We start from the raw sequence: 13,972 nt of genomic DNA on the forward strand, positions 1-13,972 counted from the left end.
CTATGTAAGGTGCAGATCGAAAATACTCTGTGCTAGATGGCTCAGGGCGAGAGGAGAAAACGAATATGAAACAAGGTATCCACCCAGATTACAAAACTGCAACTGTAGTGTGCTCTTGCGGTAACACTTTCGAAACTGGTTCAGTTAAAGAAAAAATCTCTGTTGAGTTCTGTAACGAATGTCACCCATTCTACACTGGACGTCAAAAATTCGCAGCTGCTGATGGCCGCGTAGATCGTTTCAACAAAAAATACGGTCTTAAAGAAGACTAATTATTTGTTACAACAATGCCAGCCAAGTTCTCTTGGCTGGCATTTTGTTTGATTATAGAGATAACGTACGTTAAAACAGTTGATGAATATACACTACATCACGTATGCTGCTTGAAAAATTAGATGTTGTGTATAGCAGAGGCGCTAGCAAAAATCGTTTTCGTTATATAAACATGGCGTACTGATACACGCAAGACGTTCGTCAATGAAAGTGAAGGCGGACGAAATGGAGGTCGCTTGAAGCAAAAGGCAGACTGTAGCGGGAAATGCGTGACGCTTAAAACCGACAGCGAAGCGAGGATACTTGAGCAAGGTGATAAACGCCGCTACACGAGTCATCACCTTCAGAATAAACATCGTGTTCACCCCCACGCCCGCGGAAAGCTTGTCTCGACGCAAAAAGCAACCTCACATTATGCCGAGTGAATTCATCTAATAGGCAACAGCATTAATAGTTTAGAATTAAATCTAGCGGAGGAACGAACGATGGCGCAATTATTTTTTAAATATGGTGCAATGAATAGCGGAAAATCGATTGAAATTTTAAAGGTTGCTCATAATTATGAGGAGCAAAACAAGCCGGTGTTAATTTTTACATCGGGCATTGATAATCGTGATGAGATTGGATACGTATCAAGTCGCGTTGGCATGCGCCAGCCCGCGATTGCGATTTATGACGATACGAACGTATACGAGGTCGTAAAGCAAACGACGCCGCGACCGTATTGCGTGCTCATTGATGAGGCGCAGTTTGTGAAGAAGGAGCACATTTTACAATTTACGCAAATTGTTGATGAATTAAATATTCCAGTAATGGCGTTTGGCTTGAAAAATGATTTCCGCAACGAATTATTTGAAGGAAGCCAATATTTATTAACGTATGCGGATAAAATTGAAGAAATGAAAACGATCTGCTGGTTTTGCCAAAAGAAGGCGACGATGAACTTGCGTGTCGATGAGCAAAAACGCCCGATCTATACAGGCGAGCAAATTCAAATTGGCGGCAACGACTCGTACTACCCAGTTTGCCGCAAATGCCACGCAAATCCACCACTTTAAACGATTTGTAGTAGCATAAAACGAATGATTTCTTTATAATGATGAAGTTAAAGTACAATATTAAAAAGCATGACTTTATTTCAAAATCAAGCGTATTGATCCACCGTTAAATTGGCAGTTCGCGTATTGCGGCTCGCGGTGCTCCTGCGGTTACTCGTCGCAAAAGTCCTGGGGCATGGCTTGAGCCTGTAGTCTCCAGCTATTCCCCAAGGAGTCTCGCCGCACGCGCTCTGCCATTACAAAGTAGCTTGTATTTCGAGTTTGTTGATGAACAGAACGTATTCAGCTGTCTTAATATGGGTTCATCACCGTAAGCTGGGGTTGACGTATAAAAGTTGCTAAGCGCGAGCCTCAAGACCCCGCAGTCGTGAGGCACGAACGACGAGGAGGCTTGAGCCGCGCCCGCGGAAAGCCTGCCTCGACGTGAAAAGCAACCCCAAGTTATGGTGAAGAGCCTTAATATGGCGTATCAACAGATTTTTTTCAAGATAGGTGTTTGAAGCATTCTGAAATGTAGGCGGCGACTTCTGCGGGACAAGCACGAGCCGAAAATCCATTTTTGGCGGCTTGTCCGTCAAAAATTAGTTGAGGCCGTGCCCGCGAAAAGCGTCCGCCGAAATGAAAGAACTGTTAAGAGCAATTTTTGAATTTGAAATAAAAAATTAGTTAAAATATAAAATTTTTATAGAGGTGATAACATGTTTGACCGATTACAAGCGGTGGAAGACCGTTATGAGCGCTTAACTGAATTATTAAGTGACCCGGATGTTGTAAGTGATACGAAAAAGTTACGCGATTATTCAAAAGAGCAATCAGACATTCAAAGCACAGTAGAAGCATATCGTGAGTACAAAGAGGCGAAAGAGCAATTTGCGGACGCACGTGAAATGTTAGATGTAGAAAAAGACCCTGACATGCTTGAAATGGTAAAAGAAGAGTTTAACGAATTAAAAAAGACGATTGAAGAATTAGAGGAACGTTTACGCGTCTTATTAATTCCAAAAGACCCGAACGATTCGAAAAACGTAATTATGGAAATTCGTGGTGCAGCAGGTGGCGACGAGGCGAATATTTTTGCGGGCGACTTATTCCGTATGTATACGCGTTATGCGGAGACACAAGGCTGGAAAATCGACATTATGGAAGCGACACCGAATACATCTGGTGGCTATAAAGAAGTCATTTTCATGATTAACGGACAAGGTGCCTATTCAAAATTCAAGTTCGAAAACGGCGCTCACCGCGTACAACGTGTACCAGCGACGGAATCACAAGGTCGTATTCATACGTCGACAGCGACAGTTGCATGTTTACCTGAAATGCACGTAGAAGATGTCGAAATTCACGAAAAAGATATTCGCGTTGATACGTTCGCATCATCTGGTGCTGGTGGACAATCAGTAAATACGACGATGTCAGCTGTACGTATGACCCACTTACCAACAGGGGTTGTCGTATCGATGCAAGATGAGCGTTCACAGCTGAAAAACCGTGATAAAGCGATGAAAATTTTAGTAGCGCGTGTTGCGGAAAAGCACCGTGCAGAGGCGCAAGCAGAAATCGATTCTACGCGTAAATCAGCAGTCGGTACAGGTGACCGTTCAGAGCGTATTCGTACGTACAACTATCCACAAAACCGTGTAACAGACCACCGCATTGGTTTAACGCTACAAAAGTTAGATCAAATTGTTGAAGGTAAGCTAGACGAAATTATCGACGCATTAATTTTAGAGGAACAAGCTTCTAAATTAGAGCGCTTAAACGAAAATGACTAAAACCCATGTGGAAGTCCTTCAATGGGCTTCTGCTTTTTTCATCGAACACGGTCGTGAGGAAACAGCAGCTCGCCTATTGATGCAGCATGTTACAAATAAAAATTTTAGCGCACTCATGATGGCGATGCACGATGCGATGCCACTAGAGCAAATTGAGCAGTTTGAGGCGATGGCACGTGAGCATATAACAGGTCGTCCTGTGCAGTACATTACAGGTGTCGAGGAGTTTTACGGTCGCTCGTTTTTCGTCGATGAATCGGTGCTTATTCCGCGTCCTGAAACAGAGGAGTTCATCGTCGGTGCATTCGCTCGTATGAAGAAGTTATTTCATACCGATGCGTTACGTGTAGCGGATATCGGTACAGGTAGCGGCGCCATTGCGATTACGATGAAGCTTGAGCAGCCTGCGTTAAACGTTGTGGCGACGGATTTATCAGAGGCAGCATTAGCGACAGCGCAAAAAAATGCGGCAGCGCTTGAAGCGGACGTTACGTTTCGTTTAGGCGATTTAACGGCCCCGCTTGCTGGTGAGAAGTTTGACGTCATTTTATCGAACCCGCCGTACATCGCGTATGATGATATGGAAACAATGTCGGACGTTGTGACCGAGCATGAGCCACATTCGGCGTTGTTTGCGGATGAGAACGGGCTTATTTTGTATCGCAAGCTAGCCGAGCAAGTAGGTGCAATCATTCATGACACGGCGTTAATCGGTGTGGAAATTGGATATACACAAGGTGAGCACGTTTCGGCATTTTTCCGCGACCATTTCCCGAACGCGCATGTCGAAGTAGTACAAGATATAAATGGAAAAGATCGCATTGTCTTTTGTGAAATTACTCCTTAGCAGCTGCTAGGGAGGATTTTTCATATGAAGGAGGAAAATTGAAATGGAAACGGTAGTAAAACGAGCGAGTAGTGAGGCATATGACGAAGCTGTATCGTTACTTGCGGCTGGGCATGTCGTTGGCTTCCCGACAGAAACGGTATATGGTTTAGGAGCGGTTGCGACAAGCGAGGCGGCTGTGGCGAAAATTTTTGAGGCGAAAGGTCGTCCGTCTGATAACCCGTTAATCGTACACATTGGAACGATTGAGGAAGTGGACAACTACATTACAGACGTGCCTGAAATAGCGCGCCTTTGCATGGAAGCATTTTGGCCAGGGCCGCTTACACTTGTGATGAACGTAAAAAACAATAGCATCGCACCGAACGTAACAGCTGGGCTTTCAACCGTCGGGCTACGTATGCCTGACAACGATGTAGCACTTACATTACTGCGTCAGCTCGGTCAGCCCGTTGCTGCGCCGAGTGCGAACCGAAGTGGAAGACCGAGTCCGACAGAAGCGCGTCACGTTTATGATGATTTAACAGGACGCATTCCGATGATTTTAGACGGTGGCGCAACAGGGATCGGTGTTGAATCAACAGTGCTCGATGTAACGACGCCAACACCGACGATTTTACGTCCTGGTGGTGTGACGAAAGAAATGTTAGAGGAGATTATTGGCGACGTGTTCCAGCCGACGAAACTGCAAGCAGAGGCGAAGGAGACACCGAAAGCACCTGGCATGAAATATACGCATTATGCACCGAACGCACCAGTCGTATTAATCGAGCCGGATGCACAAAAAATTAATAATGCTATCAAGCAATTACAAAATGATGGCAAAAAGGTCGCGCTTCTTGCGATGATAAATTTACATCAAACATTGGCGGATTATTTTTTCTCATTTGGCGATACAAAAGAGCAAATGGCTGCACAGCTGTACGATGCATTACGCGCGTGCGATAATACAGATGCCGATGTAATTTTAGCAGTGACGACTGATGAAAAAGGCGTTGGAGCGGCAATTATGAACCGTCTGGAAAAGGCGGCCGGGAACGTGTATTACGGACGATAACATGTAATTTTTAGCAAATAGATCAACAAAGTACATAACGGCACGAAGCAAGCTTGATTTGCTACGTGCCGTTATCATTTTTATATAATTTTAACGATAATACCGAATGCTTTTCAGTCGAAAGAACTTTTGTTATTCTTAGAGAAACAAAACAAAAGTAATGTAGAGTATGAAATAAATGGGAGGTCTTTAACATATGAATGTTTTATTTGTATGCACAGGGAATACGTGTCGCTCGGCGATGGCTGAGGCAATTGTGCGTGCGAAGAAGCTAGCGCATGTCAATGTACGTTCAGCAGGCATATACGCGCAGAGCGGAGAGGCGATGTCGATGCATGCACAGGCAGTATTGCAGCAGCAGGCGATTGCTCAAACACATGTAGCACATCGCTTGCAGGAGATGGATTTACAATGGGCGCAAGTTGTCATTGCAATGACGGCTGCACATAAGGACGCTATTTTACAGGCAGCGCCACAACATGCAAGCAAGTTATATACGCTACATGAGCTAGCATCAAATAGCACGAAAGATGTGCGCGATCCGTTTGGTGCATCGCTTGCTGTATATGAGCAAACATTTTTAGAACTTAAGCAAGCGATTGAACAACTATCATTTTTAAAGGAGTATTAGATGAAAAAACATGCATTTAGTTTACGCAAACAGCTCGTGTTGTTCGTTGTGACGTTAGCAGTAGTCACATATACGACGAGCTTTCTTTTTATTGAATTTTTATATCCGAAAATGTTTAACAATGTGGACGATAGCTTGTTTCAAATTGTGACATACGCACTAGGGGTTATGTGGTCAGGCGTGTTAGCAGCAGCATTTAGCTTAGTGCTCGTGCGACCGCTTGAACGTTTAGACGTCGCCGCGGAAAAAGCAGCAGCAGGGCAAATTGGCAGTGACATCGAAGTGAAGTTTAAGCGCGATGATGAAATTAACGCTGTATCGAATTCGTTCCAAAAAATGCTCGAAAATTTACGCACGATGGTTGAAACGATTGAAGCGAATGTGGAAACGACGAAAACGACGATGAACCGTTTAACGGACGAAACGACGAGCACGACGAAGCAAGCACAGGCAATTTCCGAAACGATTACACATATTTCAAAAGGTGCAGATTTATCGGCAAGTGCAGTGCAGCAAACAGTGCATGCGATTGAGGAAGTGCGCGAACTCGCAGCGGAAGTAAACGATCGTGCCGAAAGCTCAGCGAATCAGTCAGGGGAAATTTTAAAGCATTTAACGACGACGAATGAAGTTGTATCGAACTTAGTAAACGGTATTCAAGCGATTGCGCATGGCAATGAAGAAGCATTGCTACATATTAAAGAGCTTGAAAAAAATGCGACACAAATTGAAGCGATTAATACGCTCGTCGGGGATATTGCGAACCAAACAAATTTATTGGCGTTAAACGCGTCAATTGAAGCGGCACGCGCAGGTGAGCACGGAAAAGGTTTTGCAGTCGTTGCAGAGGAAGTTCGTAAGCTTGCCGATGAAAGTGCGAAGGCAGTAAGCGGTATTACAGAGCTTATTCGTACAATTCAAAATAACATCACGACAGCTGTTTCACAAATGGAAGGGCAAGTGACGCTAGCTGTGCAGGAAACAGCGCGCATTCATGAAACGACATCGACTGTGAACGAAATGTCAGCGGGTGTAGAACAAATGGCCACTGATATTGTCGAAATTTCGCAGTTAGTCGAGCAGCAAATGCGTAACATTCATCATACAGCATCGCAATCGCAGGACGTTGCGGCAATTGCACAACAAACGTCAGCAAGCGCAGAGGAAGTTGAAAACTTAACAAAAACGCAGCTCGCTTCAATTGCGCAAGTGAACACGCTTGCTACGTTATTAGACGAGCAAGCGGCGAATCTATTTACAAGCATCGAACAATTTGATCGATCGAAATAATTGTTCGTAAAAGTGGTTTGAAAGAAGTTGAAAAATCTTCTTTTAAACCACTTTTTTCTTTAAAAGCGAATTTTAATCTGTTTAGCATATAAAACTTTCGGAAAAAGGCTTTAAAAAAACAATGTTTCATGTTTAAATATAGACAACATTCGTTTTTGACATTGTATGGTAGCGATACATCTACTCACTAATTCACACACACTAATGCGTATTTGTATAACACATTTCAATAGACAACGGATGTTTTTATTGAGTAGGCATGATACACTAATGAAGAAAATAAATGAAAAGAGGGAACTTCCTTGAAAATTGCAATTTCTTCAGATCATGGCGGAAATAACTTACGTCGCGAGATTATGAACTTATTAACAGAGCTAAACATTGAGTATACAGACTTCGGTCCACAAACGGATGATTCGGTTGATTATCCAGATTACGCAAAGCCAGTAGCAGAGCGTGTAGCAAGCGGCGAATTTGACCGCGGCATTTTAATTTGTGGTACAGGTATCGGTATTTCAATTGCGGCGAATAAGTTCAAAGGGATTCGTTGTGCATTAGTGCATGATGTATTTTCAGCGAAAGCAACTCGTTGCCATAACGACTCAAATATTTTAGCAATGGGTGAGCGCGTCATCGGACCAGGCTTAGCACAAGAAATCGTTAAAACGTGGTTAAACACAGATTTCGAAGGTGGTCGTCACGAAAAACGCATTCAGAAAATTGCGGAATTAGAAAATTAAGAAGGTGTCTGTATGACGATTCAAGCACAATTACAAGAGCTGCTCGTTCAGTTTGAGGAAATGATTGCCCCAACAGTTCGACCACATCAACTGCTCGTTATTGGTTGTTCTACGTCGGAAGTAATCGGTGAAAAAATCGGTACAGCAGGAACTTTAAACGTTGCACAGGAGCTATTCGTTCCGCTGCAGCAATTTGCGAACAAGCATAACCTTTATTTAGCGTTTCAAGGGTGCGAGCATATTAATCGCGCGTTAACGATTGAGCGCAAAGCAGCAGAGCATTACCGCTTAGACGAAGTATCGGTGCGACCGGTGCGAACAGCAGGTGGCTCGATGTCAGCGTATGCGTATGAGCATTTCGAGGAAGCGGTTGTCGTAGAGCGTGTTGAAGCACATTACGGCATCGATATCGGTCAAACATTGATTGGCATGCATTTAAAGCATGTCGCAGTCCCAGTCCGTACAAGCATTCGACAAATTGGCGAAGCGTTTGTCACAACTGCAACAACACGTCCGAAGCTAATCGGCGGCGAGCGTGCGCAATATTAATTATATGAATGCAGGGGTAACCCTATAAAATAAATGATTATTTAATTCAGGGAGGATTTTTCAACAATGGCATTTGAAAAATTAGCAGTACAGGACAAGTCTATTTTAGACGCAATTTTATTAGAGAAAAAACGTCAAAACGACAACATCGAGTTAATCGCTTCAGAAAACTTCGTATCAGAAGCTGTAATGGAAGCACAAGGTTCTTACCTTACAAATAAATACGCTGAAGGTTACCCAGGCAAACGTTACTACGGTGGCTGTGAGCACGTTGACGTAGTAGAAGACATCGCGCGCGACCGTGCAAAAGAGTTATTCGGTGCAGCATATGTAAACGTTCAACCACACTCAGGTGCACAAGCAAACATGGCTGTTTACCATACAATTTTACAACCAGGTGACACAGTTCTAGGTATGAACTTATCTCACGGCGGTCACTTAACACACGGTTCACCTGTAAACTTCTCAGGTATTTTATACAACTTCGTAGAGTACGGTGTAACAGCTGATACAAACGTAATCGATTACGAAGATGTTCGTCAAAAAGCGTTAGCAGCAAAACCAAAATTAATCGTGGCAGGTGCTTCTGCATACCCACGTGAAATCGACTTTGCTAAATTCCGTGAAATCGCTGATGAAGTAGGCGCATACTTCATGGTAGACATGGCGCACATTGCAGGTCTTGTAGCAGCTGGTGAACACCCATCTCCAATCCCACACGCTGACTTTGTTACGACAACAACGCATAAAACGTTACGTGGTCCACGCGGCGGTATGATTTTAACAAACGACGCGAAATGGGAAAAAGAATTAAATAAATCAGTATTCCCTGGTATTCAAGGTGGTCCTTTAATGCACGTAATCGCTGCTAAAGCAGTAGCATTCGGCGAAGCGTTACAACCTGAATTCAAAGAGTACGCAAAACAAATTAAAGCAAACGCAAAAGCATTAGCAGAAAGCTTAATGGAAGAAGGCGTGAAAATCGTATCTGGTGGTACAGACAACCACTTATTACTATTAAACGTAAAATCTTTAGGCTTAACTGGTAAAGTAGCGGAGCACGTATTAGACGAAGTGGCAATCACTACGAACAAAAACACAATTCCTTACGACGAAGAAAAACCATTCGTAACGTCTGGTATTCGCGTAGGTACTGCAGCGATCACAGCTCGTGGCTTCAAAGAAGAAGATGCACGCGAAGTTGGCAAAATTATCGCGAAAGTATTAAAGAACCACGAAGACGAAGCAGTGAAAGAAGAAGCTCGTCAAGCAGTCGCTGCATTAACAGCAAAGCACCCATTATACGCATAATTTATAAAAGTACTCTCCGTATGTATGGAGGGTACTTTTTTAGGTTTGATATTGATGTTCGCTTCATGCGGCTCGCTTTCCTGGGGCTCGGCTCAAGCCTCCTCGACGTTCGTACCTCACGTCTGTGGGGTCTTGAGGCACGAGCTTTTCCCCAAGGAGTCTCGCCGCAGCGCTACCATCAACTCGCCTCTCTTAGAGCAATAAAAAGCCTGCCTTAAAAGTGAAGGGCAATTTTTAGAGACACTTCATTAGTCAAAAAAATGACATACAATATAGCGCATTCGCAGTAAAATAGTCGTCATTTATTAGTAAAACTGATATACTAGGACAGATAATTAAACGACAGGAGCGATTTTCGTGAGCAAAGTATACGTATTTGACCACCCACTCATTCAACATAAACTAACACATATTCGTGACGAAAAAACAGGTACAAAGGAATTCCGCGAGCTAGTTGACGAAGTAGCAACGTTAATGGCATTTGAAATTACACGCGATTTACCGTTAGAAGAAATCGATGTAAAAACACCGGTAACGACAGCAAAAGCAAAAGTATTATCAGGTAAAAAAATTGCGATCGTGCCAATTTTACGCGCAGGTATCGGCATGGTTGACGGCGTATTAAAGCTAATTCCAGCGGCTAAAGTAGGGCATATCGGTCTTTACCGTGACCCAGAAACGTTAAAGCCAGTTGAGTATTATGCGAAGCTGCCAGCAGACGTGGAAGAGCGCGATTTCATCATCGTAGACCCAATGCTTGCAACAGGTGGATCAGCAGTTGAAGCGATCAACTCACTGAAAAAACGCGGCGCAAAAAGCATTAAATTCATGTGCTTAATCGCAGCTCCAGAAGGCGTAAAAGCAATTCAAGACGAGCATAACGACGTAGATATTTACATCGCAGCGCTTGACGAAAAATTAAACGACCACGGTTACATCGTGCCAGGCTTAGGTGACGCGGGCGACCGTTTATTCGGCACAAAATAAGCGAGCTTAAATAAAAGTACGTTCTATAGTACAATGAAGACTGTCTAACAATTAGGCAGTCTTTTTTATTATGGTAAACATATAATAGAGGAAACTATTGTAATGAATATGTTGGAGGGAACAAACTGATGAAAAAATTTAAAGTAATGACGATTTTCGGTACGCGTCCAGAAGCAATTAAAATGGCGCCGCTCGTACTGGAGTTACAAAAGCATCCAGAGCAAATCGAATCGATCGTCACTGTAACAGCGCAGCACCGTCAAATGCTTGACCAAGTGCTTGAAACGTTTAACATTACGCCAAACTACGATTTAAACATTATGAAGGATCGCCAAACGTTAATCGATGTGACGACGAACGCATTAAAAGGGTTGGACGAAGTAATGAAGGAAGCGAAGCCAGATATCGTATTAGTTCACGGTGATACATCAACGACATTCGTTGGCAGCTTAGCGGCATTTTACAACCAAATTGCGATCGGTCACGTAGAAGCTGGTTTACGCACAGGCAATAAATATTCGCCGTACCCAGAGGAGATGAATCGTCAGCTAACAGGTGTTATGGCGGACTTACATTTCGCACCGACTGAACAATCACGCAACAACTTATTAAAGGAAAATAAATTAGACGAAGCGATTTACGTAACAGGTAACACAGCAATCGATGCATTGCGCACGACCGTTCAAGAAAATTACACACATCCGGTACTTGAACAAGTTGGCAGCGACCGTATGATTTTATTAACTGCGCACCGTCGCGAAAACTTAGGGCAGCCGATGCGCAACATGTTTAAAGCGATCAAACGTTTACTTGCAGAGCATGACGATGTACAAGTCGTATACCCAGTGCATATGAACCCAGCTGTGCGTGAAGTGGCAAACGAAGTGTTAGGAGGAGACGCGCGCGTGCATTTAATCGAGCCGCTTGAAGTGTTTGATTTCCATAACTTTGCGGCACGTTCATTTATGATTTTAACGGATTCAGGCGGTGTACAGGAGGAAGCACCATCACTTGGTAAGCCAGTTCTTGTACTGCGCGATACGACGGAACGTCCTGAAGGTATTGCAGCAGGTACGTTAAAGCTTGCAGGCACGGAGGAAGAAACAATTTATACGCTTGCAAAAGAGCTATTAACAGACGAAGAAGCATATGCAAAAATGGCGCACGCATCGAATCCATACGGTGACGGTCACGCATCAGAGCGCATCGTTGAATCGCTGCTTATGTTTTTAAATCGATAAATGAGGGAATACAACAACCGTCAATTTAGTCTTTTATAGTAGGAGATCGAAAAAATTGCGAAGGCCGGTTTGAACAATAGGCGAGCTGCAGCCGCAAGAGCGAAAAACTTTCGGCGACGATGAACAAATCGAGCATGAGCTTTACATGAAAGGCTTGCATTACGCGATAGAAAAGTTGGAGAGCTGAATAACAAAGCACGAAACTACATTCACCGTCTATATAGAGGAAGCTAGCGACGCAGTTCGGCTGAAAAAAAGTTCGCATATATACGTAAATTCAGCTTAAAAAATCAACAAATGTACGCAATTTGTATAGAATTTATCGCTTTGTGAATTTTCGCGTACAAATTTGTCAACAATTTGACAAGGTATGCGCGTTTGTGAAGTTTTTCACCTGAACTAATTGACATCAAATACCCCCTATTGTATGCTTACAAAGGGTAAGAATGATAAGGGTTTAGTCTGTAAAAAGACGTATAAACACTTGTTGTATCAACTTTCTACTACTATACTGGTGGAAATGCTAATCATTTAATGGTTAGTGCTTGAGGACATTCTATTTTGTAGAGTGGAGGAGAGCGAAATGCAGTTATTTAACCGTTTTCTAGAGGGCATGATCCGGATCATATTTTTAGAGAATTGTTAATGCGATAATACATCGCGATGTAGTGTGCATTCACTACAACAACTGAATTCACTTAGTGGTGATTGTCATCTTTACTCGAAACTAGTTCAGGAGACTTGTAAAATGCTAGATTTGCATCAGATTTACGCCGCTCAAAAGAGAGGACTCTTTTTTTTACTAGCAGGTTGCGCTTTAGGATGGGGATTTTTAACTTCATACCAAACAATTTTCGCTGGTATCGCACTGGGTGCATTATTTGGTACGTATAACTTTTGGATTTTAGTTCGACGTATGGAGAAATTTGATAAATCCATTAGTGAGGGAAGAAGAGCAGCATCTATGGGCATGTCCTTCCGTTTCGGATCAGGTGTTGCAGCGGTAGCAGTTGCTATGTTGTTGCCGGAATATTTTCATCTCATTAGCACGGTTAGCGGGCTAATGTTCCCATATGTTTTCGTTCTTGTAGAGCGAAGCATATACCTTGTAAGAAACCAATAAAGTGCTTTAGAAAGAGAGGTGAATGCAAGCAATGAATCATACAGCTCCAGAGTTTACGTGGCAAATTACCGACTCGTTCGGGCTAACGTTTAACTTATCGACAGTAATGATGTTAATCATTTCTGCAGCTGTTGTGTTTTTAATCGCAGTAATCGGTACACGAAAGCTAGCTCTAAAGCCAACAGGTATGCAGAACTTCATGGAATGGATCATGGACTTTGTTAAAGGTATTATTCAAAGTAACATGGACTGGAAAACTGGAGGACGCTTCCACGTATTAGGTATTACACTTATTATGTTTATCGCGGTTTCCAACTTACTAGGTTTACCATTCGCAATTGCGATCGACGGAGAATTATGGTGGAAATCACCGACTGCCGATCCAACTGTAACAATGACACTTGCAGCGATGATTTTAGTGTTAACTCACTATTATGGTATTAAACTTCGCGGCACGAGCCATTATACAGGTACTTTCTTCTCACCAATGAAGTTCATGTTCCCACTGAAGCTGATTGAAGAGTTCGCAAATACGTTAACTCTTGGTCTGCGTCTTTACGGTAACATTTACGCAGGTGAGGTGCTATTAGGTTTAATCGCAACACTAGGTGCATCAAGTGTACTTGGTTTCGTAGGAGCGATTGTTCCAGGTATGGCATGGCAAGGATTCTCGATTTTCATCGGTTTCATCCAAGCCTTCATCTTCACGATGTTAACAATGGTATACATGTCTCACAAAGTGAGCGAAGATCATTGATAATATACGCTACGGCGTAACAAGTTAGAACCAAAACCAAAAAAACTTAAAATTCCAAGGAGGAAATTAAAAATGACAGGTTCATTAGGTTTATTAGCAGCAGCAATCGCTATCGGTTTAGCAGCACTAGGTGCAGGTATCGGTAACGGTCTTATCGTTTCAAAAACAGTAGAAGGTATGGCTCGCCAACCAGAAGCTCGTGGCGCATTACAAACAACTATGTTCATCGGGGTTGCATTAGTTGAAGCCCTTCCAATCATCGCAGTAGTAGTAGCATTCATCGTAATGAACCAATAATTGGTCGTTACCGATTCGTATTTAAAATGTAGTGGC

At 43.0% G+C, this 13,972-nt stretch carries 15 protein-coding genes; all 15 read left to right on the forward strand.

The annotated features are described in order from the left end of the window. Positions 1-65: 65 nt before the first annotated feature. The 15 genes from rpmE to atpE all read left to right on the forward strand — a co-directional run bounded on the left by rpmE (position 66) and on the right by atpE (position 13,936). A complete protein-coding gene (gene rpmE, locus A6K76_RS14675) occupies positions 66-272 on the forward strand; it encodes a 50S ribosomal protein L31 (protein ID WP_066466349.1) in 207 nt (68 codons plus the stop codon). 486 nt (positions 273-758) lie between these two features. Next, positions 759-1,331 carry a thymidine kinase gene (locus A6K76_RS14685; protein ID WP_066466351.1) on the forward strand — a complete coding sequence of 191 codons (573 nt, stop codon included), beginning with the start codon at positions 759-761 and terminating at the stop codon, positions 1,329-1,331. 698 nt (positions 1,332-2,029) lie between these two features. Further along, on the forward strand, positions 2,030-3,106 hold the full coding sequence (prfA, locus tag A6K76_RS14690; RefSeq protein ID WP_066466352.1) for a peptide chain release factor 1: 1,077 nt from the start codon (positions 2,030-2,032) through the stop codon (positions 3,104-3,106). Then, the gene (gene prmC / locus A6K76_RS14695; RefSeq protein WP_066466353.1) at positions 3,099-3,953 is read left to right on the forward strand and encodes a peptide chain release factor N(5)-glutamine methyltransferase; all 855 of its coding nucleotides are present in this window, start codon (positions 3,099-3,101) and stop codon (positions 3,951-3,953) included. Before prfA ends, prmC begins: the two co-directional genes overlap by 8 nt. 43 nt (positions 3,954-3,996) lie before the next feature. Then, positions 3,997-5,010, forward strand: coding sequence for an L-threonylcarbamoyladenylate synthase (locus A6K76_RS14700; protein WP_066466354.1), 1,014 nt, complete (start codon positions 3,997-3,999; stop codon positions 5,008-5,010). Positions 5,011-5,206: 196 nt separating this feature from the next. Next, positions 5,207-5,641, forward strand: coding sequence for a low molecular weight protein arginine phosphatase (locus A6K76_RS14705; protein WP_066466355.1), 435 nt, complete (start codon positions 5,207-5,209; stop codon positions 5,639-5,641). Further along, positions 5,642-6,931: a methyl-accepting chemotaxis protein gene (locus tag A6K76_RS14710; protein ID WP_066466356.1), complete on the forward strand. Its 1,290-nt coding sequence runs from the start codon at positions 5,642-5,644 to the stop codon at positions 6,929-6,931. A gap of 302 nt (positions 6,932-7,233) precedes the next feature. Next, positions 7,234-7,671: a ribose 5-phosphate isomerase B gene (gene rpiB / locus A6K76_RS14715; protein WP_066466357.1), complete on the forward strand. Its 438-nt coding sequence runs from the start codon at positions 7,234-7,236 to the stop codon at positions 7,669-7,671. Positions 7,672-7,683: 12 nt separating this feature from the next. After that, a complete protein-coding gene (locus tag A6K76_RS14720; RefSeq protein WP_066466358.1) occupies positions 7,684-8,220 on the forward strand; it encodes a TIGR01440 family protein in 537 nt (178 codons plus the stop codon). Between the two features lie 66 nt (positions 8,221-8,286). Next, on the forward strand, positions 8,287-9,531 hold the full coding sequence (gene glyA / locus A6K76_RS14725; protein ID WP_066466359.1) for a serine hydroxymethyltransferase: 1,245 nt from the start codon (positions 8,287-8,289) through the stop codon (positions 9,529-9,531). A gap of 357 nt (positions 9,532-9,888) precedes the next feature. Further along, on the forward strand, positions 9,889-10,518 hold the full coding sequence (upp, locus tag A6K76_RS14730) for a uracil phosphoribosyltransferase (protein ID WP_066466360.1): 630 nt from the start codon (positions 9,889-9,891) through the stop codon (positions 10,516-10,518). A 125-nt stretch (positions 10,519-10,643) separates the two neighbouring features. After that, a complete protein-coding gene (wecB, locus tag A6K76_RS14735) occupies positions 10,644-11,759 on the forward strand; it encodes a non-hydrolyzing UDP-N-acetylglucosamine 2-epimerase (protein ID WP_066466361.1) in 1,116 nt (371 codons plus the stop codon). Between the two features lie 748 nt (positions 11,760-12,507). Then, positions 12,508-12,882, forward strand: coding sequence for an ATP synthase subunit I (locus tag A6K76_RS14740; RefSeq protein WP_066466362.1), 375 nt, complete (start codon positions 12,508-12,510; stop codon positions 12,880-12,882). Positions 12,883-12,913: 31 nt separating this feature from the next. After that, positions 12,914-13,639 carry a F0F1 ATP synthase subunit A gene (atpB, locus tag A6K76_RS14745; RefSeq protein ID WP_066466381.1) on the forward strand — a complete coding sequence of 242 codons (726 nt, stop codon included), beginning with the start codon at positions 12,914-12,916 and terminating at the stop codon, positions 13,637-13,639. Between the two features lie 72 nt (positions 13,640-13,711). Then, entirely contained in the window at positions 13,712-13,936 is a 225-nt protein-coding gene (atpE, locus tag A6K76_RS14750; protein WP_066466363.1) for a F0F1 ATP synthase subunit C, read from the forward strand. Positions 13,937-13,972: the final 36 nt, after the last annotated feature.

Source organism: Caryophanon latum, assembly GCF_001700325.1.
Classification (GTDB): Bacteria; Bacillota; Bacilli; order Bacillales_A; family Planococcaceae; genus Caryophanon; species Caryophanon latum.